The organism is Pseudomonadaceae bacterium SI-3 (assembly GCA_004010935.1).
Lineage (GTDB): Bacteria > Pseudomonadota > Gammaproteobacteria > Pseudomonadales > Pseudomonadaceae > Stutzerimonas.
On record CP026511.1, the window covers coordinates 2,321,552 to 2,345,646 of the forward strand.

Below are 24,095 nucleotides of genomic sequence, written 5' to 3' on the forward strand. Positions count from 1 at the left end.
CGCTGACCTGCTATCTGCTGATAGCAGCTACATGGGCGATCGAACGCGGTGAAGTTAGTATCACCGCGGGTAATCCTTACCGGACGCAGATCAGCTCGCATGAGACCGTTGTTATGCTATTTACGCCCTGTCCGGGTAGGGTGCTGACCTAGTCGCTTGGACCCTTTCTTCTTTTCGCTGGCAGAGATGGTTTCTCTGCGCCGCCAATTACACGCTCATCTCGGCGAGACTTTTGGCGGCTGCTTTGCCTGATTTTCGTCTTGCTCAAGCTGTCCAGTTTAGTTTGTAGCTCTTCATTTCGTTGCTCACAAGCCAGCTTGACAGCTTCTGCGACATTCAGCTGACTCTGTAGGGCTTCCCGGGCTTGAATGTTCTGATCGAGCAGGCGCTTCTGGGCCTGTTGATCCCTCTGCGATAGTCTTGCCTCGGTGAGAAGACGTTCGTTGTCACGATTCAGCTGGGTTAATTCGTCCTGCTTGACGATCAGCGTCTGCTGCAATTGACGTACTTCCATCTGAGATTGCTGTAGCTGCGATCCATGTCGGCGCTGTTCTTGTTCGCGCTGTTCCTTGCTGGCCTGGCGGTAGTGCTCTAGCGCGTCACGCGCATGTTTGTGTTTTTCCTCAAGCGAACCGATCTGTGCGTCGCGATCCTTTACTCGGTCCCTCATATCTCGATTAGCTTGCTGCAGACGGGAAATTTCAATCTCGGCCTGCTGGAGTTTTTGGCTCGCATGCATTAGCTCTTTATCGGTTTTGAAAAGTCGTTTGGCGTCCATTGCCGTCTGGTCTTCCAATTGCTGAAGGCGGTTCTCGGTCTGTCTAATTTGATTCCGGTAATCGATCATCTCGCGGCCAAGCTGCTCCCGCTCTACCGCGACGGCTGCATGCGCTTCTTCCTGCAACCGATCGGCTAGCTGGTTCACAAGGTTGGCCAATTGCTCGCTGAGAGACGGAGCCGTTTGCCGGCCGCGCTCAGTCTCTTCTATTTCTTTCAGGTAGCGGTGAATAGTGGTCTTTGAGCCGGTATTGCCAAGCTCAATCCGTATCGCATCAATGCTGGGGTGCTCGCCACGGGCGAGGAGGGCGGTTCGTGCCTTTTGCACCACCGCCTTGTTAATGCCGCCGCGTGCCATGTTGATCTCCTACGATTTCGTACCATATTACATACTATGTAGTTACATGGTACTGAACGATCGGATTTGTGCTAGGTTAAAGCCCGTCAAAGATTGGATAATCATGAATTATTCAATATGAATGGCACAAACGGTCGTCCAGTGGCCGTTTTGCAGTACATAAAGGGCATCTCAGGGCGATGAAAGACGTCGGGCGCTACCTACAAGCCGGTACGCGGGAAAACACCCGCCGCAGCTATCAGTCGGCCATCGAGCACTTCGAAGTGTCGTGGGGCGGCTTTCTGCCCGCGACAGGCGATAGCGTGGTGCGCTACTTGGTGGATTATGCGGATACGCTGAGCATGAACACGTTGAAGCAACGCCTGGCTGCTCTCGCTCAATGGCATATTACCCAAGGCTTTCCCGACCCAACGAAGACTCCCACAGTGCGTCAGGTGCTCAAGGGCATCCGCACCCTGCACCCGGCACAGGTCAAGCAAGCCGCCCCTTTGCAACTGCAGCACTTGGAACAGGCGGTACAGTGGCTGGCACTTGAGTCAGAGCGAGCTCGGATGCGGGACGATTTAGCGAGTCTGTTGCGCTGCCGGCGCGACATGGCATTGCTGCTGATCGGCTTCTGGCGGGGCTTTCGCAGTGATGAGCTCTGCCGGTTGCAGGTCGAGCATATTCAGGCCGAAACAGGCGCAGGCATGCGTCTGTTCCTGCCGCAGAGCAAGGGCGACCGAGAAAACCTCGGTACGACGCACTACACGCCGGCGCTAAAGCGACTATGCCCGGTACAGGCCTATCTCGACTGGATCAATGCTGCAGGTATCGTTCGAGGAGCCGTGTTCCGCCGCCTGGATCGCTGGGGGCATCTCAGCGAGGATGCTTTACATCCGGGTAGCCTGATCAGCTTGCTGCGCCAGATTCTGCAACGCGCCGGAATTCCCGCTGAACTGTATACCAGCCACTCCTTGCGCCGCGGCTTTGCTACGTGGGCCTCGGCCAATGGATGGGACCTCAAGGCCTTGATGACCTATGTGGGCTGGAAAGACATCAAGTCGGCCATGCGGTACATCGATCCCGCTATTTCATTTGGTGGCCTGGCGGTCAGGCCCGCTGTTGAATTCAATGCTGGCACTTTGACTCAGCTGCCAGCTTCTCACTAACATCGCTGCACGACAGGAGTGACGGTGAAATGAGTACGCAGACCAGCATCGAATGGACGGAAATGACCTGGAACCCCATCGTGGGTTGCACCAAGGTGTCGCCCGGATGCAAACACTGCTATGCGGAGAACATGGCCTATCGGCTGCAGGCCATGGGAACGCCGGGTTACGAGAACGGCTTTCGCCTGAGCCTGCGGCCGGAAAAGTTGCAGGAGCCGCTACAGCGCAAGAAACCGACCATTTACTTCGTCAACTCGATGTCTGACCTGTTCCACGAGCATGTACCGGACGAATACATCGACCAGGTATTCGAGGTGATCCAAAAAGCTTCCCAACACACCTTCCAGATCCTGACCAAGCGTGCCGAGCGCCTGGCCGAATATTTCAGTAAACGGACACCTCCAGCGAATGCCTGGCTGGGCGTGTCGGTTGAGGACCGCGAATATGGTGTGCCAAGGATCGACTGTCTACGCCAAGTTGATGCCACGATTCGCTTCCTCTCTGCCGAGCCGCTGTTGGAAAATTTGGGTGAGCTGGACCTGACCGATATCCACTGGGTCATTGTCGGCGGCGAGTCGGGGCCTAAGGCCCGCCCGATGAAACAAGAATGGGTCGACAATATTCATCGCCAGTGCGACGCCTCTGGCTCAGCTTTCTTCTTCAAGCAATGGGGCGGATGGGGTGCTGATGGGGTGAAACGCTCGAAGAAAGCCAACGGTCGACTGTTGAACGGCCAGACCTGGGATGAAATCCCGCTGCTCAACCTCGCCTGATACCAGCACAAGGAATACGGCATGGCCAAGGATGATGAGAAATACCGTTGGGATTGGGGTACACAAACCTTCCCAACCATCGACCCGCACAGCAAGATCAAACATCAGATCATCGATGAGTACATCCAGACTTACATCGACGTGCTGATGCGCAACCAACTGATGCCAGAACTGGGCTTGTCGATCGTCGATGGCTTCAGTGGTGGAGGTATCTACCACGACGGCTTAGGTCGGAATCACTTCGGCTCTCCCGTGATTGCACTGGAGGCGATTCAGGCTTCGGAGGTCCGCAACAACCTAGAGCGCATCAAGCCGCGCCCCATCCGCTCCCAGCACTATTTCGTGGATGTGAAGCCCGAGAACATTGCCTGCTTGCATTCAGTATTGGCCGCGCGTGGTCATGCTCCTCGGCTTGGCCAGGATGTGCATCTGCATAGCGCTGAATTCACAGAAGCATTGCCGACCATCGCTCAAAAGCTCAAGCATTTCGGCAAGGGTGAGCGTGTGCTCTTCCTGCTGGATCAGTACGGTTATGGCGATGTGCCGTTCCCTAAGATCAAATGGATTTTCCAGAATCTCAACAAAGCCGAGGTCCTGCTGACCTTCAATGTCGATTTTTTGGTTACGTATCTAGCCGACCGCCAAGCGAACCGGAAAGCCATTGCAAATATCGGCTTGGATCAGCATGTGCCATGGGACATGCTTAAACAGCTGAAGGCGCATCAGCCACGGAGCTGGCAATACCTGATCCAGCGCTATCTGTCCGAGGGGATCAAGCAGGAAAGCGGTGCCCAGTACATGACCGTCTTCTTCATTCGTCCGGCCGGCAGCAACCCGATGGCCTATTGGTTTATCCATCTGGCGAACAACTACCGCGCTAACGATGTGATGAAGAAGATCCACTGGAAATACGGCAACAACTTTTCCCATATGCTGTCGCCTTCCAGCTTTTTCGGCTACGACGCCAATCGGGATATCGCCGTGACAGGTCAGCACGATTTGCTGTTGGATGAGCATTATTTCGACGATGCTACCAATGACCGCATCCGAGGAGAACTTTCGGAGCTCTTGCCCAAACAGGTCTACGAGGTAGAACGGCAACCTTTTTTGGGCCTGATGAGCGGATTGACCAACTACACCATGGCTGACGAGCTTCGCGTAAAGCAGGCACTCGACATTGCTGTCGCGACCGGTGATCTGCTGGCGGTCGACAAGAACGGCAAAACAAGGCGTCGAAAAGGCACAAGCATCAAGTCGACAGATATCCTGATAGCGCCCCCGCAAAGACCCATCTTCTTCGTGCCACCTCTGAAGAAATCCAGTTCAGAAAACTGAGAGGGGCGGCATCGCTCTTCGGGTGGGCGGTTCGCCTCCAACGGTAGAGGTACCGGCATGATACAAGCAGTAGTTTTCGATGTGTTTGGCACGCTTCTCCAGATAGGTGAGCGCCGCCATCCTTTCCGCCAACTGATGCAGAACCTGCGGCTTCAGGGCAAAACACCAAGGCCGGATGACGCACGGACTCTGATGACTCGAAATCTGGGCTTGGCTGGAGCTGCCGATTATTTCGGTGCGCAGTTGAGCAACTCTGAGTTAGCTAGCCTTGAAAGCGACCTTTTCACCGAGCTGGCCAGCGTTCGCCTTTTCGATGATGCGTTGGAGTCGCTAAATCAGCTAAAGGACGCCGGCCTGAATCTCGCGTTGTGCTCCAATCTCGCAGCCCCATATGCGATTCCGGCCAAACTGTTACTGCCGTCGTTCGATGTTTACGGATGGAGCTTTGAGGTTGGGACAATAAAGCCTGAGCCCGCAATCTATCGTCAGATGATCGAACAGCTTGGCTGCGAAGCCTCCGCTATCGCAATGATCGGTGACACGTTGCAAGCCGATATGCTTGGTCCAATTGGGCAAGGCATGCGGGGCTACCACCTACAGCGTGAAGGAAAAGCCGATCAGTGCGGCTTCGTCTCGCTGATGGACTTTGCAGCCCACGTTCTGCAATACCCACCATCCGCCAACGGCTAAAGCGGCGTCGCCAGTTTTAGCTGACGCCGCTAGACCCGGATGGCTTACAGGCATGAAGACACCCTTTTTCTGTAACGGGAGCTCCTTCAACCCTTGAGCGCCAGAATACGCCGAGCGCCGTTGAGAACGATGAATCCCACGACGGTACCGATAATCAGGTCTGGGTAGTTGGACCCAGTCCAAGCGACGAGCGCTCCGGCGACTATGACGCCCATGTTGATGACCACATCATTGGCGGAGAATATCCAGCTCGCTTTCATGTGAGCACCACCTTCCCGGTGTTTGGAAATCAGCAGCAAACAACCCGTGTTGGCGAGCAATGCCAGGAACGCGACGGCCATCATTATCAGCGACTCGGGCTCGCTGCCGAATATAAAGCGTCTGATCACCTCTACGAGCACGCCGAGGGCCAAAATCAGCTGGAGCACACCAGCAAGGTGTGCAGCACGCACCTGCAGATTGACGCTGCGCCCAACCGCATAAAGGGCCAGGCCGTACACTGCCGCGTCAGCGAACATGTCGAGCGAATCGGCAATCAGACCCGCGGACCTGGCAATCAGGCCAGCAGTCATCTCTACCACGAACATGAAGGCGTTGATGCCTAACAGTAAACGTAGGGAGCGGGATTCCTGTGTAGAGTTCGCCGGATTCTCGGCGGCTTTGATCATCTCAGGGTCTGCCGCGACAGTTTTCTGAAGAGTGGCGCCTAGCCCTAACGTCGCCAGCTTTTTGGTTATGGGCTCAACGGCACTGTCATGCATGACATCTAACCGACGGTCCGACAGATCAAAAGTCAGCTTCCGAACTCCGTCCAAACCATTCAGCGCCAAGCGGATCATTCGCTCTTCTGATGGACAATCCATCTTGGGCACGGCGTAAACACTGACCCATTGCCCCGTCGTATCGGAAGGGTTTTGCATATCGGCATCAGCGGCTGGTGTCGCATCGCAGCCGCAGGGACCATCGGACTTGCTCATGATACGGCTCCACTTGAAATCGAAGATGGGATCATTAAAAGCCTTATAGCTACTATAAGGTCAATAACGCAGAGCCGATGAGGATTCACACGATGCGCATTGGTCAGTTAGCAAGGCTAATAGGGATTGATACACAGACGATCCGCTTCTATGAGCAGCAGGGCTTGTTGCCACCGCCTGATCGCCAGGCGAACGGCTATCGTGTCTACACCGAGAAGCATGGCGAGCGGCTAGCTTTCATCCGGCGCTGCCGAATCTTGAATCTGTCACTTCCAGAGATTCACGCACTCCAAAGCTACCAGGATGACCCTCGCCAGCCTTGTACGGCCGTCAATGCCTTACTCGATGATCACATTTCTCAAGTCAGATCCCAGATAACCGCTCTGCAATCACTCGAACGACAACTCGTTTCACTGCGGGCTAATTGCAACGATGGGCGGGAAGTTGAGGCTTGCGGCATTCTCGCCGGAATTAGCGAGGACGCATGCATTAAATGAACGGCGTTGGGGCTTGCGGGCCTGGTTACCCGGCCAACGCGCATGCCCTCGAAATGGTTGTTTGTCCCTGTGGTTTTTGCCCCTTCGTAGTGATGGCTGTCTCCGTGCGGTATCACTTTGAGTCAGGCCTGCCGAGGAAACGTGAGTTCAAACGTGGTCCGACCGTCTTTGCTGGCGACGGCCACGTGGCCTTTGTGGAGGTTCATCACTGAGCGGACAATCGCTAGCCCCAATCCTGCCCCGCGAGGTTGTATGCCGTTAACGCGGTAAAAGCGGTCGAACAGATGTGGGAGATGATCCGATTCGATAGTCGCGCCATGATTGGTGACAGCCAGCGAGACGATGTCTACGTCCTCCTCAAGGATCTTAAGTTCGACCGTACTGCCAGTATTTGAATGCCGCAGCGCGTTGGATAGCAGGTTGGAAATGGCCCGCTGGACCATAAGTCGATTTCCCAAAATCATGGCATCGCCCGTTACTGTCGTAGCGACTCCCGCTTCTTCGGCAAGGACTTCGAAGTATTCACATACGCGCCTCGCCTCGCTTCCTAAAGATAATTGTTCGAGCTTCAGTGCTGGGCTGGCGTGGCTGGCCTGGGCGAGAAACAGCATGTCTGACACGATTCGATCCATGCGTTCGAGTTCTTCAACCGACGACTCGATCACCTCCCGATAATGCTCCTTGCTTCGCTCACGCACCAAAGTCACCTGCGCCTTGCCTATCAGGTTGTTCAGCGGAGTTTTTAACTCATGAGCCACATCGTCCGAGAATTGTGACAGTTGCTGAACGCCGTCATCGAGTCGATGAAGCATTACGTTGAGGCTGTGCGCCAATGCCTGGAGCTCTTGCGGAAGCCGATCGGTGCGGATTCGAGGTGATAGATCCTGTGTAGATACCTTAGTCGCCAAGGCCCGGAACTTGCGAAGCGGCCGCAAGCCATTTTGGGCGATTAGCCATCCAGCCAATCCGATCAATATCAGTAGCATCGGCACGGTCACTAAGGCCGAGCGCAGGAATGCAGCCACCAGCCGTTGATCGGCACTGCGATCTTGCGAAAGTAAAAGCGTCATTGGAGCCAGTCCCGGGACTTGGATTTGCTTGCGCCCGGTTAGCATCTGCACGCCATCTTTCGTTGTCCAGCCAAGATAGTCGCCGTCCCTGCTCACGAGATCCAGCTGCTGCGGCGCATTGGCGAATCGGCCGATACTGAAAATGGGTGATTTCGCTGTATCGCCGATGACCGTAATCGAAAGGTTGTCATGGCCGAGTACGGTATCGCTCAATGCGTGTTGCCAGGAGCGGCCCATACGGGCTTTGGTGTCTTCGAGGAGTCCATGATCGATCTGAGAGAGCTTGGCCGTCACTTCCTCCTGGGCGCGCAGTTCCAGTTGGCGCACCAGTACCCAGTAGCTCAGTGCAATCAGCAGCGCGACCAAAGCGGCGCCGGTCAGTGTGATTTGAAGCGCGAGACGCGATGCGAGGCTGAGTGGCTTCAAGGCCGCGCCTCCAGCACGTAGCCCACACCCCGGATGGTGTGTATCAGGCGATCGCCGAAGGGTTCGTCCACTTTCATCCGCAGGCGACGAATCGCAACATCCACCACATTGGTATCGCAGTCGAAATTGATGTCCCACACCATGGCAGTTATTTCCGTACGCGTGAGGACTTCGCCAGTCCGGCGCATGAGCAGATGCAATAACGCAAATTCTTTGCTGGTGAGGTCGATACGCTGACCGCTCCGGTAAGCCCTATGCCGGGCCGGGTCCAGTTCGAGGTCGGCTACACGCAGGTTGCTCGGAAGTGTGACTGCCTCGCCTCGCCGCAACAGTGTCCGGATACGGGCAAGCAGCTCGGGGAACTGGAACGGCTTGACCAGATAGTCGTCGGCGCCCGATTCCAAGCCGCGGACTTTTTGCTCTAAGCGGCCATTGGCAGTCAGCATGATGACGCGTGTCTGCTTACGCCGCCTGATGAGTTCGAGAACCTCCCACCCATCCATGGTTGGCAGATTCACATCTAGCAGCACGATGTCATAGTCGTTCTGCAGTGCCAGGTGAAACCCATCGAGGCCATCACTTACGCAATCGACCAAGTAACCACATTCGATAAGACCCTGCTGCAAGTATTCCGCAGCTTTGATCTCGTCTTCGACAACCAGGATGCGCATGTTTTGAGGTAACTCGGCAAGGAGGTGCGCGGTAAGCGGAACCAAAAAAATCCATGTAGTAACTAGGTCAAGACGAAAGCGGCTTGGCTCTAGCGTGAAAGGCAGAGGCGAAAAGATCTGCCCAGGGAAGCGGGAAGCACTTTAACGCGGTAAAAGCCCTGTGAGGGCTATCTTGCGAATTTGTAATCTACCGGTCATTTGGTTGACCCGCAGCGCGAGCGGGTGCACCAAACGAAAAAAGGCGCCCTGATGGGCGCCTGAAACACATCTTCAAACCAAGGGAGCAAAACTAAAGAAGATGTGGTGTTGCTCATGGTGTTTCACAAGATCGAGAGAGGGTACTCGGCGATGAATCGGACCTCATCGAGGTCGGACTCGAAAGCAGTCGCCCGCGTGGTAGCCTGGCGCACCCGCAGAGAGAGGTCCTTGAACGAGCCTGTCTGTACAACGTAGCGTGCTTCGACGTCGCGTTCCCAGCGCTTCTGTCCGGACAGAGGCGCGCCGTTATCGTCTTGGCGCATATATACCTCATTTGCGTTGCTGTAATCGGCGCCCCAGCCGCGGGCGTAGCGAGTCATGAACGTAAGCCCAGGTATGCCGTAACCCGCCATGTTCAGGTCGTAGCGCAGCATCCAGGACTGCTCTTTAGGTGAGTTGAAATCACTGTACTGGATGGAGTTATTCAGGTAGATCGAGTCCGCCTGGCGCAAGTAGTCAAAGTCGTTGTTACCGTTGTTTCGCTGATACGACGCCGTGACGGTGTGCGCGCCGAAGGCGACACCCAGGCTGGAGCTCCAGATGTTGTTGTTGAACTCGCCCAGCAACTCGCGGCCTTCGTCGGTTGCCTTGTAGTAGTTGAAACTGCCCAGCAACGCGACGACATCGGAAAGCGGATAGGTGGCCGATAGACCGAAGTAATGTTGGTTCCAGGCATCCTTGAGCCGGCTGGTATACAGGCTAAGACTAAGATTTTCGTTGACGCTATAGTCGCCGCCTGCGTAGCCGAGCCAAGGCGAGTCGACGCCGCCGCCATAAAACGTGACGAAGTCATCGTTCGTGTTGCTGGTATTGGGCTGGCTCATCGCGTGCAGGCGGCCGCCCTGGAGGGTGAGGTCGTCCAGCGAGTTGTTCACAACGGTGACACCCTTGAAAGACTCCGGCAGCAGCCGTGCGTCACCAAAGTGCACGACAGGAGTAGCGGGAAATACATCGCCTGCCTTGATCTCGGTGCCCAAGAACCGTGCTTTCACGGCCCCCCCTACTCGAGAAAAGTCATCCTCGGCATCGCCGGCGCTATTGTAGGGGAGAAGATCGACGGTTCCGCCAGCACCGGAACGTCCTGATCCAGAATCGAGCTTGAGGCCGAGCATGGCGAAAGCGTCGACGCCGATCCCCACCGAGCCTTGGGTATATCCGGACTCGAAGAAGGCCATCAGCCCGTGAGCCCACTCCTCAGAGTAGCCATTGCCGGTCGCACTCTCACCGTCGCGAAAATCTCGATTGAAATAATAGTTGCGATTTATCAGCGATAGCGTGCTGCCTTCGATGAAGCCCTCCGCTGTTTCCGATTGGGCAAAGACCGGGGCGCTGCCCAATGCCAGTGAAAGGGCTGTTAGTGAAAAAACGGCCATTTTGCTCATGATGATGCTCCTGGTGTACGGCAGGTCAGTGCTCAAATGACGCCTTTCGCTTTTTTTTAGCGCTTAGGCAAGTTCTTCCCTGCAGATGACCGCAGGATTAGCGGCAAATTACTATTTTGTTATCTGAGAGGCAAGCAATCGCGCATATCCTCGATTACAGATTTGTAATGTTGCGGTCACGCGGTCGTTATCCACTCTTCTTTAAAGTCAGCCCCATGGCCATCAGTTATCTCCCCGGCTTGGCGAGGCTGATAAAAACGCTTTCGTGTATTGTGTCCTAAACCCAGGACGAATCACTGTCGCAGTAGCGGCGCTGTGTTCCGCGTCTTGGCGGGGGTAGCTCTATGATTGGATTCGACATCTAAACCAGGAAGTCATCGTTTTGCCTTGGATGAGAAAAATAGTTCTGCTGTTGTTGCTAGCCCTGTTCCCATTGCAATCATCATGGGCAGTTGTTAGCACGAGCTGCAGACATGAGGATGGTTCGGCAGCAAATCATCTTGGACATCACGAACATTCGCACGAGTCTCTGGGTGCTGACGAGGAAGGATCGTCAAAAGCCGCAAAAAAAATCAGTCTGGATGGAGACTGTGTCTTTCATGGCGACCATATCAAGCCGCTTATAACGAAAGGGATTTCTCCCGGTTCGGTATTATCAATAAGCTTGAAACCGTTTTCTTCTGCTAGCTACGCATCGGCTGAAGCCGGGCGTCCTGAAAAACCTAATTGGCGCATCGGTGCAAAGCCGGTGAGACGCCAGATTAACCAGTAGGACGCCATTTATCTGTATCTGACGTCTCACCGAACCTTCCCTTTTCTAGGAGATTTCGGTGCGAAAAGTTCTTTTACCGCTGGGGTTGACGATGTTGTCGTGCAACCTCGCCTCTGCGCAGCCTTTAGAGTTGCCGACCTTCACACAGACCTTACCTGTCAGTGTGTCAAATACCTTCCCCGTTGAGTCTGTCGACTCCATAAGCTTTGTACGCGCCTTGGAACTCGCTAGCTCTGCAAGCCCTGAACTGGCTGCTGCAAGACGTGAGCTGGCTGCTTCTCGCGCATTGATTAGCCAAGCAGGAGCACGTCCGAATCCAATATTGTCCGCTAGCCAGGAGGGAATCCGGGGCGATGCCCCGGAGACCACGCTTGAACTGAGCCAAGAAATAGAGCTGGGTGGTAAACGTTCGGCTCGTATTGAGGCAGCGCAACGCGCCATGGACGTAGCGGCCGCCGACCTACAGGACGCCCAAGCTCGACTGAGGGGGGCAGTGATGGGTGCATACTACGATGTGCTTACTGCTCAAGAACGGCTGGACCTCGCTCAGGCTGCTTCAAAGCTTGCGAAGCAAGCAGTGAACGTGGCCAATCGACGTGTGAGGGCCGGCATGGTCTCTCCCGTAGAGGAAACCCGGGCGCGGGTTGCGGCTACTGGAGTGCAAGTAGAGCTTGCCCAGGCCACAGCTGAACTCGAAGCTGCGCGCACTCGGCTGGCGGCCAACTGGGGAAATCCACAGCCACGCTTTGAGCGAGTAAAAGAGCCGGTAGAGGCAGTGCCTCCTCTTCCCGAGCTAGCTGAGCTTTATAGCCGTTTGAACGATTCCGCCCAACTAACCCGCGCGCGTCGGGAGGCTGAAAGACGTCGGGCTGCGTTGGAGCTGGAAAGGACGAATCGCTTTTCTAACGTGACGGTTAGCGTAGGTGCCCAACGCTCAGATGAATATAACGGCACGCTGGGACTGGTGAGTATCTCGATGCCCCTGCCGTTGTTTGATCGAAACCAAGGCAACATCGGAGCAGCACAGGAACGGGCCTACCAGGCGCAGGACGAGCTCAACGCCGTCCATATACGCCTGAAAAGCGAACTTTCCCAAGCGCACATGCGGCTGCGCACTGCTCGCCAGCAGTTTGAACTGTTGCGCAACGATATGCTCCCCAGTGCCCAAAGCGCTTATGAAGCTGCCAGCAAGGGGTTCGAACTTGGAAAATTCACGTTCCTTGACGTACTGGATGCTCAACGCACGCTTTTCCAAGCCCGATCTCAGTACCTGTCTGCGCTATCACAAGCTAACCAGGCGGCGGCAGAAATCTCGCGAATTGTCGGAGATGGGTCGGCCGTTATCACCTCGGCCACTCAGCCATAGGAATCCATATGAAAAGTAAATCGAATACATCTTCCTTGGCTGGTCACAAGAAGCAGATTTTTTGGATCGTCGTCATATTAAGCGTGGCACTTATGCTTGGCGGATTGCTTCTTCGCAGTAGTCCAGCTGTGCCCGATGCGGGCGACGCACATAGCGAGCATGGTGACGAATCGGAGCATGAGGATGAAGGGCATTCGGATGAGGATGCAGAAGCCGAAGGAGATCATGGCCATGATGAAGGAGGCGCCGATAGCGATCACGAGGTCGGTGCGGCAGAGAAAGATGAGCATGAAGATGAGCCCGAGGGAGCGGAGCATACTGAAACAGCAGAGGTAGAACTCTCAGAGACACAAATCCTAGCCGCCGGCATCTCACTGGCAACTGCTCAGCCCGCAAAGATAAAAAGCGCAATTGAGCTGCCTGGCGAAATTACATTCAACCAAGACCGCACAGCGCAAGTTGTGCCTCGTCTCTCAGGTGTCGTTGAAGCGGTCAAAGTCGATTTGGGCGAACAGGTGAAACAGGGGCAAGTACTTGCTGTGATCGCGAGTACAGACCTGTCGGAACGTAGAAGCGAGTTCTACGCGGCGCAAAAACGTCTTGCATTGGCTCAAAAAACCTATCGACGCGAAAAGGAGCTATGGGAAGAGCGTATTTCTGCGGAACAGGATTATTTACAGGCACAACAGGCTTTACGGGAAGCAGAGCTGACTGTTGCGAATGCAAACGCACAGCTACAAGCGCTTGGCAGTGATGCTGGCAAGCCAGACGCATTGAGCCGCTACGAACTCAGGGCGCCGTTCGATGGGATGATCGTTGAGAAGGACATCACGCTCGGTGAGTCAGTCAATACCGATGACCAGATATTCATCATTTCCGATCTCTCCACCGTGTGGGCAGATATCAGCGTTCCTGCCAATGCACTCAGCGCGGTACGAGTAGGCAGCAATGCCGTTATCGAGGCCACAGCATTCGAGTCCAGTGCCAATGGAACCGTTTCTTATGTCGGCTCACTTGTTGGTCAGCAAAGCCGCGCCGCTACCGCCCGGGTCACACTTCCCAACCCTGAAGGGGTTTGGCGCCCCGGCCTGTTCGTCAAAGTGCAGGTAGGCGCTGGCGAAGCATCCGTGCCAGTCGCAGTAAGTCCTGATGCGATCCACACATTGGAAGAAAAGCCGGTGGTGTTTGTACGGACCGACCATGGCTTTGCTGCTCAGCCAATCGTGAGTGGCCGCAGCGATAGTGACGCGGTCGAAATCAAGGAAGGCCTCCAGCCCGGAGCGCGCTATGCCTTGGATAACAGCTTCATCATCAAGTCCGAGCTTGGCAAAGCCAGCGCCTCGCATGCTCACTGATACGGAGTTATAGAATCGTGTTCGAACGTATCATTCGTTTTTCTATCGAGCATCGCTGGTTGGTTATGCTAGCCGTGCTTGGCATGGCAGCGTTAGGAGCTTACAGCTACCAAAAGCTGCCTATCGATGCTGTCCCGGATATCACCAACGTACAGGTGCAAATCAACACTGCGGCGCCAGGTTATTCCCCGCTGGAAGTGGAGCAGCGTATTACCTACCCGCTCGAGACGGTAATGGCTGGGCTGCCCAAGCTCGAGCAGACACGATCCTTGTCTCGATATGGACTTTCTCAGATCACAGTTATTTTTGAGGAAGGCACTGACATCTATTTTGCCCGCCAACTTGTGAACGAGCGCCTGGGAGGGGCCAAAGATCAGCTCCCAGATGGCGTCACTCCAACACTTGGCCCTATTTCCACTGGGCTTGGCGAAATCTATTTTTGGACGGTTGAAGCTGAGGAAGGTGCCACCAAATCGGACGGTACGCCGTATACCCCTGCTGACTTGCGTGAGATTCAAGATTGGATCATCAAACCGCAAGTCCGAAATGTACCTGGTGTTACTGAGATCAATACGATCGGAGGATATGCAAAGGAATATCAGATCGCCCCCAACCCAGACACTTTGCGGTCGTTTGGACTAACACTACAAGATTTGATCGAGGCGGTTGAGCAAAACAATAACAATCTAGGTGCCGGATATATTGAAAAGCGCGGCGAGCAGTATCTTGTTCGCGCTCCAGGACAAATGCAGTCTGTGGAGGACATCCGCGATACCCTTATTAGCAACGTTGACGGTACCCCAGTGCGTATCCGCGACGTTGCGACGGTCGAGGTTGGAAAGGAGCTCCGCACTGGCGCAGCCACCGAGAATGGCCGCGAAGTGGTACTAGGTACGGCCTTCATGCTTATCGGTGAAAATAGCCGAGTAGTTTCAAGGGCTGTCGACGACAAGATGAAAGAGATAAACCTTTCGCTTCCGGAAGGCGTAAAGGCAATTACTGTCTACGATCGAACTGTACTCGTAGACAAAGCTATATCCACCGTTAAGAAGAACCTCACTGAGGGTGCCATTCTTGTTGTGGTTATACTTTTTCTCTTCTTAGGCAATATCCGGGCGGCGATCCTAACCGCGCTTGTGATACCGCTTTCTATGCTCTTCACGTTCACCGGCATGGTAGCCAATCAGGTCAGCGCCAACCTGATGAGCCTAGGCGCATTGGATTTCGGCATCATTATCGATGGAGCCGTGGTGATTGTTGAGAACTGCGTGCGTCGACTTGCACACGCTCAGTCCCATCACGGACGGGCATTAACACTGTCCGAACGGCTTCATGAAGTATTCGCTGCGGCAAAGGAAGTGCGTCGGCCTCTATTGTATGGGCAGCTGATCATTATGATCGTGTATCTGCCGATATTCGCCCTTACAGGGGTAGAAGGTAAGATGTTCACGCCCATGGCGTTTACCGTAGTGACAGCGCTATTCGGGGCGATAATCCTTTCGGTGACGTTCGTCCCGGCGGCCGTTGCGCTCTTTATCGGTAAGCGGGTTACGGAGAAGGAAAACTTTCTAATCCGCAATGCTAAACGGGCCTACGCACCTGCGCTCGATGCGGTAATGGCCAACAAGCCAGCAGTGCTCACCTTTGCGGTAGTTGTAGTCATACTTTCTGGCCTCGTAGGGTCACGTATGGGCAGTGAATTCGTGCCTAGCCTCAACGAGGGAGACTTCGCTATCCAAGCCCTTCGTGTACCAGCTACCAGTCTTAGTCAGTCTGTAGAGATGCAGCAGCAGCTGGAGCGAAAGCTTATGGATGAGTTTCCGGAGATTGAACGCATATTTGCGCGAACTGGCACTGCGGAAGTGGCATCGGATGCTATGCCTCCAAATATCTCTGACGGGTACGTCATGCTGAAGCCACAAGAACAGTGGCCGGATCCAGGCAAGTCGCGTAATCAGCTCTTAAGCGAGGTGCAAGCATCCGCCGCTGAGTTGCCGGGCAATAACTACGAGTTTTCCCAGCCGATTCAGCTGCGTTTCAACGAGCTGATTTCCGGAGTTCGTGCCGCGGTAGCCGTGAAAATCTATGGTGATGACATGGACGTTCTTAACAGCACGGCGGCGGAAGTATCCGAGGTGCTAGGACAAGTACCAGGCGCTTCAGAGGTTACGGTCGAGCAGACGACTGGCCTTCCCATGCTCACGATTGATATCGATCGCGATCAGATCGCACGATACGGCCTGAGTCTAGATACCGTCCAGCAAGCGGTTGCAGTAGCTATCGGTGGCCGAGAGGCAGGCACCTTGTTTCAAGGAGATCGGCGTTTCGATATCGTGGTTCGTTTACCGGACGAGATACGCAGCGATCTCGCCGCAATTGAGCGGCTTCCAATTGCCCTTCCAAGGGAATTAAACAGCACCATAAGTTATATCCCCCTCGGCGAGGTGGCCACCCTGGATTTGGCCCCCGGTCCGAATCAGATCAGTAGAGAAGAAGGGAAACGGCGAATTGTCGTCAGTGCAAACGTCCGTGGTCGTGACATTGGATCATTCGTATCTGAGGCAGAACAGAAAATCCAGGCCCAGGTAGATATCCCGGCAGGTTATTGGATCGACTGGGGCGGTACCTTTGAGCAGCTTGAATCGGCAACGAAGCGGCTGCAGATTGTCGTCCCCGTGGCGCTGCTCCTGGTCTTCATTCTGCTTTTCATGATGTTCAACAATGTCAAAGACGGTTTGTTGGTCTTTACAGGGATTCCATTTGCGCTCACCGGAGGCATTGTTGCGCTGTGGCTCAGAGATATCCCATTGTCCATTTCAGCAGGTGTTGGCTTTATTGCTCTGTCAGGCGTCGCCGTTCTAAATGGCCTGGTAATGATCTCCTTCATCCGTAGCCTACGGGAGCAAGGTTTACCTCTGGACACTGCGATCCGCGAAGGTGCCCTTACCCGGCTACGACCGGTATTGATGACAGCCTTAGTGGCTTCACTCGGGTTCGTTCCAATGGCCTTGAATGTGGGTACCGGTGCAGAGGTACAACGTCCCCTTGCGACGGTGGTGATCGGGGGGATTCTCTCCTCAACGGTGCTAACGCTATTAGTTTTGCCGTTGCTCTACCAGATGGCTCATCGACGCGAAGACGAATTGGAGGAGCAAGAAATCGCGTTGGCCGCTGACAGAACAAGCTAGAGATTGGATGGCGGCACACAACGCCCCGTTCTTGCTAGCTAGCGAGAACGGGGCGCGTTAATTATCGGAGCGCAGTTTCATTAGCGGCGCAGCGGACAGCACAGCCTTTGTGGCGCAGTCTGATGCATCTAAGCGGTAAATAAAAAATTGCTCAGCGCTTAGTGCGTATGACTTTCGCTACATACGCGTCCTTGACCTGATGGCTTTCACCCACGGTGAGCTGACGAAGGATTATGCAAACAGCGACTGACCTGCCCCGGTCGGCAGCAAAGGGCGATAGCTACGACAAAGCCCTGGCTGGAACGATCAGCGGGCTGTGCAAGGCCGAGCTGACACCGTCAATCATGGGCGAACCGTGAGGCCTTTGAGATAGCGACCCAGACATGGGTGCGCTGTACGCCACAGCGTCTGTTCAGCTCACTCGGACATGATCCTTGCGAAGGCTAATAACAACAGATCAGGCAATGGCGGCCTGACTTAAACGAAACGGCTTATATAAATTCCGGGCGATTCGCTGGTAGCGATGTTGCGGGCAAGTTATGGAAACAAAAAAGCGCCCCGAAGGGCGCTTAGAGTGCAACTGCTTCCAAAGGAGATTGGAAGCTGCCGGAGGCGAATATCGTTCAGATATGAAGCGGTTAGTCAGCTTTGGTTTCTTTCTTGCTTTCCGTATTGTTCTGATCTTGGCGGGTATCCTTAATCTGTAATTCGTCTATTTTTCGTTTGGCGGATTCGGTTCCGTGAATTCGTTTTTGATCTGCTCGGAATTTTTCATTAAATTTAATTGAGCGGTCGTAACCATCTTCTGCATAAGACAATGCGGAGCCGCAGATTACCAAACCAACAACAATAGCTTTCAACAGATTCATAGGGCAGTCCTCGCTAAATTCAAAGGTGGCTTGCTGAGCTTTCTCGCTGAGCCCTGCAGGTTCGAATGAATTTTGCGTGATTGAAGTTAACAGCAGCATGAGCCAAGCATTACATTATTGAAATGTAATGCTTCCATTGCGCGGTGACATGAGCGCCTTGCTTCGTCATGTCAGCACCGAGGCGCACCAATCTGCAAGGGCCTATCCTACGAAAAGAATGATTGGAAGATTACAATTTTGTCATCTTCGGATTGACGCCGCATCATCTATCATTAGCGAGCAACGTCGTTTAACGTTTGAGAGGGATCGGCCAGTTATCGGCAAGTTTCAGACGATAATGCACGAACTCGCTTGAGAGTGGTCGCATTTCTGTCAGTGTGGTTTGGAAGGCCAGATGGTATTGGTGCTAGTATTATCTATTACTTTTTTGGGCTCCCTATCCTTGTCTTATGTTATTTAAGGACGGTTAAAAACCAATGGCTCACGAACATAACCATAACACCGAAGCCATAGGCGATAAGCGTTTAATCGCTGCCATTGGCGTTAATACTGTGCTAACTCTGGCACAAGTTGTTGGAGGAATACTTTCTGGCAGTTTATCGCTCATAGCTGACGCGCTACATAACTTGAGCGATGCCGCATCACTGGTTATTGCGCTCATCGCACGTAAAATCGGTCGCAAACCGCCAGATGCTTTTAAAACCTTCGGCTACCGACGCAGTGAAACCATAGCGGCTTTGATTAACTTGGTCACGCTGATTATCGTTGGTCTCTACCTCATCTACGAAGCTATAGGTCGGTTTTTTGCCCCACAGCCCATTGAAGGATGGACAGTGGTCGTGGTGGCGGGAATAGCCTTGATTGTAGATGTCGTCACGGCCTTGCTCACCTACACAATGTCTAAGAATAGCATGAATATAAAGGCGGCATTCTTGCACAATGTGTCGGATGCGCTGGCCTCCGTCGGTGTTATTATTGCCGGAACATTAATCCTTCTGTATGACTGGTATTGGACAGATACTGTACTGACGCTGATGATTGCTGGTTACGTGCTATGGCAGGGCTTTAGCATGCTACCTAAAACCATTCACTTGTTAATGGAGGGCGCACCAGAAGGAGTTTCCATCACTGATATAATCAATGTCATGGAGCAAGTGGACGACGTTGTGAGTGTTCACCACGTACATGTCTGGGAAATTGCCGAACATTCAACTGCATTGGAAGCTCACGTTGTCATCAAGAAGGCTAGCCTGCCCGAAATTGAACGAGTGAAGACTGATTTAAAACGTGTACTTCATGAGCGATTCAAAGTCAGCCACTCGACACTTGAAATGGAGCTAGACGGCAGTGTTTGTATCGACACCAGGCAGGCCGACAGTCATCGCAGCGAAGCATAAGCCTGCTTTGCGCTCACCGCTGTTGCTAGACAGTTATCTCGATATCAACGGAGTGAACTTGCGACATCACTCGTTGGCGCTATGTCTTCGACCAGAGACATGCTAGCGGCATGTGGCCAAAGCAGCTCGTCACGAGGAGATCAGGCTAGGTCGTGGCACCTTCGGCAGGCTGCCGCGACGAGCAAGCCCCGCCAGTCGCTACCGCCGCGGACGCTCAGAGCCAGCGGCGGACTCGTGCACGGTAGCGGGCAAATGATTCGCCGAACAATGTTTCCAGCGCCCACTCTTCGGCTGGGATCTGGAAACGGTTCATGTACAGCACGAAAGCAACTACGCCAAGCAGGGTTAGAGGCGAGGCCAAGACCAGCGCCCAAGCCGCCAGGATAATGGCAAAGCCTAAGTACATGGGGTTGCGGCTGTACCGGTAGATGCCAGCCTCCACTAATGCAGAAGCCTGCTGCGGCTGCAATGGATTAACCGTAGTACGCGCGCGGCGAAACGACAGGACGCCGGCGAGGCACACGCCGAGCCCCAGGAGCAGTATTGGCAAAGCGAAGGTCAGGCGCGCGGTCCATGCCAGTTCGAAACCCGGCAATTTGGTTCCCGACAAACCCATCAGCACAGCGATCAGGCCGGCCACGAGCAGCGGTGGCACGCGGTTTTCCAGCGCGCTCATAGTGTCATTCTCGTGCCTTGGCCACTTCGCTGTTCACCAACTGGCGCAGCGGCTCCGGGCCAAACTCGCTGAGCGCACGACCATTGACAAAAAAAGTCGGCGTGCCACGAACCCCAACGGCTTTAACGTCCTGCATGTCCGTTTCCAGCACGGCGTTGACGCCAGGCGTATGCATGTCCTGGCGGGCCTGTTCCAAGTTCAAACCGACGCGCTCTGCAGCAGCCCATGCCTGCGTTACCTTGGGGTCGTCGTGCCAACCGGGTTGGGCTTCCAGCACAGCCCCCAACACTTGTTCATGGAGATTTTGCTTACGCGCCGCCTCCAGCATTCGCGCCACCTCTTCGGAGCCTTGATGGAACAGTACATAGCGCAGCACCAAACGCACGTCTTCCGGGTTCTCGGCGAGGATCTGCTTCACATAGGGGTGGAAGGCGCGGCATGCCTCGCAGGAAGGGTCAAAGAATTCGACGATGGTCACTGGCGCTTGCGCCGGGCCGAACACTGGTGAGTGGAAGCGAACCAACTGGCCGCCGTTCTGTTTGGGTTGTGTCGCGGTCTCTTGGGCTGTCGAACCGGGAGCCTGGGCCTGTTGAGGCGATTGCGAGGGGGAATAGAAGAATGCGGCGGCAGCAAAGACGGCCAGGATCACGACACTGACGATCAGGACCACGGAACGGCGATTCATGGGGTGGTTCTCCGACGGATGATTATGAGCAGGATGGCGATAAGGATAAAAGCGAACAAGGCGAGTGCCGGCAGGGGCACCACGCCGAAGAGGGTCATTCCGGCGCCTGAGCAGGATGGACCAGTGGCCGTGCAGGGCTGGATCGGCTGTGGAATCAGCCCTGCATAGAGCAGCGTGTGAACAAATGCCAGTGCCGCACCGATAGCGGTCAGCGGCAGGGCATAGTGCCAGACGGTGAAATCCGAGCGGTAGCAGGCGATGGCCAGGATCACCGCCAGCGGAAACATGAAGGCACGCTGGAACCAGCACAACACGCAGGGTGCCTGGCCCATCACCTCGCCAATGAACAGCGCGGACAAGGTCGATATCAGTGCGACCAGCCAGGTTAGCAGCAGGAGATTCCAGGTCATGCCTGAAGGTTGAGGATTCATCTCGGTTAGCTCCTGGCGGTGAAGAACACTTGCGTCAGACCCGCCATCCGGTTTTTTCGAAACACCATGCTTCCTCTTGTCGGCAATACTTGTTAGGAGCTTTGTAGACCTTCGCCCACCGCCACAAAGCGAAAAGCAACCAGGCAGCCCGCTGCGCAACCAGCCTCAACGCTGGGTTAAATCCGATGCCAGTGCGAGAATGTCGCCCTTGCGCAACAAGGAAAGATATCAGATGTCGCGGGACTGGCTGGAAGAACACCAGATAGCATTTTATTTCGCGGCGGTGGTGGCCGCTGCCATTGCAGGCCTGAGCTCTGCGCAATTCACCGGTGTGGCGGCCATGGCCATCACACCGGCGATTGCCGTGCTGATGTATGCCATGTTTCTGCAGATTCCTTTTTTGGAGCTGCGAGAAGCTTTTGCCAACCGCCGCTTCGTCGGTGCCTTGTTGCTGGCCAACTTCCTGTTGGTTCCATTAATGGTGTGGTTGGTGACGTGGCCGCTCTCATCGAACCAGGCCTTGTTGGTCGGCGCGCTGCTTGTCCTGCTGACGCCTTGTATCGATTACGTGGTGGTCTTCACCCACCTGGGCAAAGGGGACTCTCGTCTGGTGCTCGCGGCGACGCCATTGCTGCTGTTGCTCCAGCTTCTGCTGCTACCCCTCTACTTGCAGCTAATCCTTGGTTCCCAAGCAGGCACAGTGATCGAGCTGTGGCCCTTCGCAGAAGCCTTTCTGTTACTGATAGTCCTACCCTTGGTAGCGGCTGTGCTCACCGAATCTGGCGGGCGCCGATCTCTGCTGGTTCGCGCATGGAGCGCAGGTTGGGCCTGGCTGCCAGTACCTGCAATGGCCCTGGTTCTAATCGTGGTGGTGGGTTCGCAGATCGAGGCCGTCGTGTACCAACTCGACATCCTGGCGCCGTTGCTTCCGGTATACGGAGCGTTTCTACTACTCGCTCCGGCCCTCGGCGTACTCAGCTCCCGGCTATTTGGCTTGGAGGCTTCTGCCGCACGGGCAGTGGCCTTTAGCTCAGGCACTCGCAACTCGCTTGTAGTGCTTCCCCTGGCCCTAGCGCTCCCGGAGTCCATTCGCGCGCTGGCCGCGGCGGCTGTGATTACTCAGACACTCGTAGAACTGATTGGTGAATTGATCTACTTACGGGCGATTCCAGCCATGGTCAGAAACAGTTGAGCCTCGTCGAAATCGGCGAGAGCGCTCATGCCTCGTGCTGTGGAGCAAGATTGATCAGCGGCGCAATGATGAGCTGAGCGGAGCGCGCCCAAGAAACCAGTGCCTCAAGATCCATCTGTAGAGATTCGGCTTCTGCCCAGATACAAGCACTCTCGGCAGGCACCGTAAGAGCGATGCTCTCAACCATCGTCAGAGCCATCGCATGCAATCTCAGCAGCTCGTCGCGAATGGCGGTGGTTCCACCCAGTTCCAACAAGCAGGCGTCCAATCGATCAACCAGCCGGAGCAGTTGAGAGGTGTCGAAGCCGTCGCGCAGGTTTTCCAACGCCACCGCATCGACTTCGCCGTACGGTGTAACGCGAAAGGATGCGGGAGGAACATTGATCATGTAGTTTTCTCGGTATCTAGCTGGCGAGGTGTGATCACCCGCAGCGAGCCGGCAGCTTGTTGGAACACCGAGTCCTTGATCCAGGGCTCCGGTGGCCGGTTGAGCTTGAGGCTGAACTCGCCGAAGCGCTTGACGTTGCTGGTTAGATAGGGACTGAGGAACGACACGTCCTCATCGGTGAACTGCCAGCCCTCGCGGGCCAGCTTCTGCAGGATGCGCATCATGTCCACAGTGTTCTGCAGGATCACGGACGAGGCCACCATGTCGTTGTAGCGCAGCCGCTTCTGCTGCTCATCCGGATCGTTTTCGGCAATCACATCACCGCCGAAGGACAACCACTTGGAGAATCCGTTGTAGGACTCGATCTTGTTGGTGTTCGCGGTGACTTCCTGGCGCAACTCGCGGCTGCCGATCCAGTTGAGCAGGAAGATCGTGCGGATCACGCTGCCCAGTGCCTGGGCCGCATGGTAGAGCTTGTTGCGCCGACTATAGGAGCCGAGTTTTCGCAGCAGCATAGGCGAGGAGATTTTGCCGTCCAATCCAGCCATCAGCTGTTCTATCTCAGCCGTCTCAACGTCACTCACAAGCTACGCGTCTCTGTTTGGAAAATGGGGGTGCTGTCGATCCGGTTGGTCAGGCTTTCAATGCCAGGATTCGGCGCGCACCGTTGAGTACGATGAGGCCAACTACCGTACCAATCACCAAATCTGGATAGGAAGAGCCTGTCCACGCAACCAGAGCTCCTGCGGCGATAACGCCAATATTCGCGAGCACATCGTTGGCCGAAAAAATCCAACTCGCTTTCATGTGTGCACCGCCTTCGCGATGGCCATATATCATCAAGAGACAGCTGACGTTTGCGACGAGGGCAACTAAGCCAATTCCCATCATCAGCATCGACGCAGGTTCGCTGCCATAGATGAACCGTCTAGCCACCTCTACAAGTACCCCAAGGGCCAACACGATCTGGAAAAAACCCGCCAGGTGCGCAGCGCGAACCTGCAGCTGCGCAGCCCGACCGACCGCAAAGAGAGCCAGACCATAGACGGCAGCATCAGCAAACATGTCCAGCGAGTCGGCGATCAGACCCGTCGACTGAGCAATCAAGCCTACGCCCAACTCGATGACAAACATCGTGGCATTGATACCGAGCAGGATTTTGAGCGTGCCAGCCTCCTTGGAAGCAGTCAGCTCTTCACTGGCGCTATTGGCCGAAGCTGCTTCCTGGCTGGCCGGTTGAGTGCCGAGCAATGTTGCCCCCAAACCAAGTGATTCCAGCTTGGTCGCGATCTGGTCAACCGGACCGTCATGGAAAGCGCGTACCTGTCTGCTGCTCAGATCAAAGGACAGCGAATTGAGTTCAGAAAAGCCATTGAGCGCGAGCCGAATCATTCGCTCTTCTGACGGGCAA

Annotated in this window: 21 protein-coding genes and 1 pseudogene; 10 read left to right on the top strand and 12 right to left on the bottom strand. The window is 54.9% G+C overall.

From position 1 onward, the window contains the following. Positions 1 to 148 precede the first annotated feature (148 nt). Entirely contained in the window at positions 149 to 1,135 is a 987-nt protein-coding gene (locus C1896_10940; protein AZZ45374.1) for a cointegrate resolution protein T, read from the bottom strand. 179 nt (positions 1,136 to 1,314) lie between these two features. On the opposite strand from C1896_10940, the gene C1896_10945 reads away from it, so the two are divergent. From C1896_10945 to C1896_10960, 4 genes are read left to right on the top strand one after another with little or no spacing between them, the layout of a single operon-like run. Further along, positions 1,315 to 2,286, top strand: a complete 972-nt coding sequence (locus C1896_10945; protein ID AZZ45375.1) for a Tn3 family resolvase — start codon at positions 1,315 to 1,317, stop codon at positions 2,284 to 2,286. A 29-nt stretch (positions 2,287 to 2,315) separates the two neighbouring features. Then, the gene (locus tag C1896_10950) at positions 2,316 to 3,059 is read left to right on the top strand and encodes a hypothetical protein (GenBank protein ID AZZ45376.1); all 744 of its coding nucleotides are present in this window, start codon (positions 2,316 to 2,318) and stop codon (positions 3,057 to 3,059) included. A gap of 21 nt (positions 3,060 to 3,080) precedes the next feature. Then, a complete protein-coding gene (locus tag C1896_10955; GenBank protein ID AZZ45377.1) occupies positions 3,081 to 4,394 on the top strand; it encodes a hypothetical protein in 1,314 nt (437 codons plus the stop codon). A gap of 57 nt (positions 4,395 to 4,451) precedes the next feature. Beyond that, the gene (locus C1896_10960) at positions 4,452 to 5,084 is read left to right on the top strand and encodes an HAD family hydrolase (protein ID AZZ45378.1); all 633 of its coding nucleotides are present in this window, start codon (positions 4,452 to 4,454) and stop codon (positions 5,082 to 5,084) included. Between the two features lie 86 nt (positions 5,085 to 5,170). Here C1896_10960 and C1896_10965 read toward each other — a convergent pair whose 3' ends face one another. Next, positions 5,171 to 6,061: a sodium:proton antiporter gene (locus tag C1896_10965; protein AZZ45379.1), complete on the bottom strand. Its 891-nt coding sequence runs from the start codon at positions 6,059 to 6,061 to the stop codon at positions 5,171 to 5,173. A 92-nt stretch (positions 6,062 to 6,153) separates the two neighbouring features. Between C1896_10965 and cadR the strand changes: the two genes are divergently transcribed. Beyond that, entirely contained in the window at positions 6,154 to 6,558 is a 405-nt protein-coding gene (cadR, locus tag C1896_10970) for a Cd(II)/Pb(II)-responsive transcriptional regulator (GenBank protein AZZ47624.1), read from the top strand. Between the two features lie 122 nt (positions 6,559 to 6,680). On the opposite strand, the gene C1896_10975 is transcribed toward cadR, so the two are convergent. The 3 genes from C1896_10975 to C1896_10985 all read right to left on the bottom strand — a co-directional run bounded on the left by C1896_10975 (position 6,681) and on the right by C1896_10985 (position 10,365). Then, on the bottom strand, positions 6,681 to 8,054 hold the full coding sequence (locus C1896_10975; protein AZZ45380.1) for a HAMP domain-containing protein: 1,374 nt from the start codon (positions 8,052 to 8,054) through the stop codon (positions 6,681 to 6,683). Further along, entirely contained in the window at positions 8,051 to 8,725 is a 675-nt protein-coding gene (locus tag C1896_10980; GenBank protein AZZ45381.1) for a DNA-binding response regulator, read from the bottom strand. The genes C1896_10975 and C1896_10980 overlap by 4 nt, the downstream gene beginning before the upstream one ends. 320 nt (positions 8,726 to 9,045) lie before the next feature. Beyond that, positions 9,046 to 10,365, bottom strand: coding sequence for an outer membrane porin, OprD family (locus C1896_10985; GenBank protein ID AZZ45382.1), 1,320 nt, complete (start codon positions 10,363 to 10,365; stop codon positions 9,046 to 9,048). Between the two features lie 830 nt (positions 10,366 to 11,195). Between C1896_10985 and C1896_10990 the strand changes: the two genes are divergently transcribed. Genes C1896_10990 through C1896_11000 form a run of 3 tightly spaced genes read left to right on the top strand, consistent with a single transcriptional unit; the run spans position 11,196 to position 17,046 of the window. Then, positions 11,196 to 12,503 (top strand): cobalt-zinc-cadmium resistance protein, encoded by a 1,308-nt coding sequence (locus tag C1896_10990; GenBank protein AZZ45383.1) that lies wholly within the window; start codon positions 11,196 to 11,198, stop codon positions 12,501 to 12,503. Between the two features lie 8 nt (positions 12,504 to 12,511). Continuing rightward, on the top strand, positions 12,512 to 13,858 hold the full coding sequence (locus tag C1896_10995) for an efflux RND transporter periplasmic adaptor subunit (protein AZZ45384.1): 1,347 nt from the start codon (positions 12,512 to 12,514) through the stop codon (positions 13,856 to 13,858). Positions 13,859 to 13,875: 17 nt separating this feature from the next. Then, the gene (locus C1896_11000; protein ID AZZ45385.1) at positions 13,876 to 17,046 is read left to right on the top strand and encodes a CusA/CzcA family heavy metal efflux RND transporter; all 3,171 of its coding nucleotides are present in this window, start codon (positions 13,876 to 13,878) and stop codon (positions 17,044 to 17,046) included. A gap of 638 nt (positions 17,047 to 17,684) precedes the next feature. On the opposite strand, the gene C1896_11005 is transcribed toward C1896_11000, so the two are convergent. Further along, positions 17,685 to 18,014 (bottom strand): hypothetical protein, encoded by a 330-nt coding sequence (locus C1896_11005; protein ID AZZ45386.1) that lies wholly within the window; start codon positions 18,012 to 18,014, stop codon positions 17,685 to 17,687. A gap of 377 nt (positions 18,015 to 18,391) precedes the next feature. On the opposite strand from C1896_11005, the gene C1896_11010 reads away from it, so the two are divergent. Continuing rightward, on the top strand, positions 18,392 to 19,312 hold the full coding sequence (locus C1896_11010) for a cation transporter (GenBank protein ID AZZ45387.1): 921 nt from the start codon (positions 18,392 to 18,394) through the stop codon (positions 19,310 to 19,312). Between the two features lie 214 nt (positions 19,313 to 19,526). Here the strand turns inward: C1896_11010 and C1896_11015 are convergent, their stop codons facing one another. Genes C1896_11015 through C1896_11025 form a run of 3 tightly spaced genes read right to left on the bottom strand, consistent with a single transcriptional unit; the run spans position 19,527 to position 21,083 of the window. Then, complete coding sequence (locus C1896_11015; protein AZZ45388.1) at positions 19,527 to 19,988, bottom strand: isoprenylcysteine carboxylmethyltransferase family protein; 462 nt, start codon at positions 19,986 to 19,988, stop codon at positions 19,527 to 19,529. A gap of 4 nt (positions 19,989 to 19,992) precedes the next feature. After that, positions 19,993 to 20,673, bottom strand: coding sequence for a disulfide bond formation protein DsbA (locus tag C1896_11020; protein AZZ45389.1), 681 nt, complete (start codon positions 20,671 to 20,673; stop codon positions 19,993 to 19,995). After that, positions 20,670 to 21,083, bottom strand: a complete 414-nt coding sequence (locus C1896_11025; protein ID AZZ45390.1) for a disulfide bond formation protein B — start codon at positions 21,081 to 21,083, stop codon at positions 20,670 to 20,672. The genes C1896_11020 and C1896_11025 overlap by 4 nt, the downstream gene beginning before the upstream one ends. Positions 21,084 to 21,336: 253 nt before the next feature. Between C1896_11025 and C1896_11030 the strand changes: the two genes are divergently transcribed. Continuing rightward, positions 21,337 to 22,296 carry an arsenic resistance protein gene (locus C1896_11030; protein ID AZZ45391.1) on the top strand — a complete coding sequence of 320 codons (960 nt, stop codon included), beginning with the start codon at positions 21,337 to 21,339 and terminating at the stop codon, positions 22,294 to 22,296. 25 nt (positions 22,297 to 22,321) lie between these two features. On the opposite strand, the gene C1896_11035 is transcribed toward C1896_11030, so the two are convergent. From C1896_11035 to C1896_11045, 3 genes and pseudogenes are all read right to left on the bottom strand, one after another. Next, complete coding sequence (locus C1896_11035) at positions 22,322 to 22,684, bottom strand: transposase (protein AZZ45392.1); 363 nt, start codon at positions 22,682 to 22,684, stop codon at positions 22,322 to 22,324. Next, positions 22,681 to 23,217 (bottom strand): annotated as a pseudogene (locus C1896_11040) (Tn3 family transposase). The gene C1896_11035 and the pseudogene C1896_11040 overlap by 4 nt, the downstream one beginning before the upstream one ends. A gap of 100 nt (positions 23,218 to 23,317) precedes the next feature. Then, positions 23,318 to 24,076: a hypothetical protein gene (locus tag C1896_11045; protein ID AZZ45393.1), complete on the bottom strand. Its 759-nt coding sequence runs from the start codon at positions 24,074 to 24,076 to the stop codon at positions 23,318 to 23,320. Positions 24,077 to 24,095 lie beyond the last annotated feature (19 nt).

What these genes read in the sequence shown, in the direction of transcription:
- C1896_11025 (AZZ45390.1), bottom strand. Translation starts at nt 21,083, where the DNA reads ATGACCTGGAATCTCCTGCTGCTAACCTGGCTGGTCGCACTGATATCG.
- C1896_11015 (AZZ45388.1), bottom strand. Translation starts at nt 19,988, where the DNA reads ATGAGCGCGCTGGAAAACCGCGTGCCACCGCTGCTCGTGGCCGGCCTG.
- C1896_11010 (AZZ45387.1), top strand. Translation starts at nt 18,392, where the DNA reads ATGGCTCACGAACATAACCATAACACCGAAGCCATAGGCGATAAGCGT.
- C1896_10980 (AZZ45381.1), bottom strand. Translation starts at nt 8,725, where the DNA reads ATGCGCATCCTGGTTGTCGAAGACGAGATCAAAGCTGCGGAATACTTG.
- C1896_10940 (AZZ45374.1), bottom strand. Translation starts at nt 1,135, where the DNA reads ATGGCACGCGGCGGCATTAACAAGGCGGTGGTGCAAAAGGCACGAACC.
- C1896_11035 (AZZ45392.1), bottom strand. Translation starts at nt 22,684, where the DNA reads ATGATCAATGTTCCTCCCGCATCCTTTCGCGTTACACCGTACGGCGAA.
- C1896_10945 (AZZ45375.1), top strand. Translation starts at nt 1,315, where the DNA reads ATGAAAGACGTCGGGCGCTACCTACAAGCCGGTACGCGGGAAAACACC.
- C1896_11045 (AZZ45393.1), bottom strand. Translation starts at nt 24,076, where the DNA reads ATGATTCGGCTCGCGCTCAATGGCTTTTCTGAACTCAATTCGCTGTCC.
- C1896_10985 (AZZ45382.1), bottom strand. Translation starts at nt 10,365, where the DNA reads ATGAGCAAAATGGCCGTTTTTTCACTAACAGCCCTTTCACTGGCATTG.
- C1896_10965 (AZZ45379.1), bottom strand. Translation starts at nt 6,061, where the DNA reads ATGAGCAAGTCCGATGGTCCCTGCGGCTGCGATGCGACACCAGCCGCT.
- C1896_10995 (AZZ45384.1), top strand. Translation starts at nt 12,512, where the DNA reads ATGAAAAGTAAATCGAATACATCTTCCTTGGCTGGTCACAAGAAGCAG.
- C1896_11020 (AZZ45389.1), bottom strand. Translation starts at nt 20,673, where the DNA reads ATGAATCGCCGTTCCGTGGTCCTGATCGTCAGTGTCGTGATCCTGGCC.
- C1896_10955 (AZZ45377.1), top strand. Translation starts at nt 3,081, where the DNA reads ATGGCCAAGGATGATGAGAAATACCGTTGGGATTGGGGTACACAAACC.
- C1896_11030 (AZZ45391.1), top strand. Translation starts at nt 21,337, where the DNA reads ATGTCGCGGGACTGGCTGGAAGAACACCAGATAGCATTTTATTTCGCG.
- C1896_11005 (AZZ45386.1), bottom strand. Translation starts at nt 18,014, where the DNA reads ATGCTGCTGTTAACTTCAATCACGCAAAATTCATTCGAACCTGCAGGG.
- C1896_10950 (AZZ45376.1), top strand. Translation starts at nt 2,316, where the DNA reads ATGAGTACGCAGACCAGCATCGAATGGACGGAAATGACCTGGAACCCC.
- C1896_10960 (AZZ45378.1), top strand. Translation starts at nt 4,452, where the DNA reads ATGATACAAGCAGTAGTTTTCGATGTGTTTGGCACGCTTCTCCAGATA.
- cadR (AZZ47624.1), top strand. Translation starts at nt 6,154, where the DNA reads ATGCGCATTGGTCAGTTAGCAAGGCTAATAGGGATTGATACACAGACG.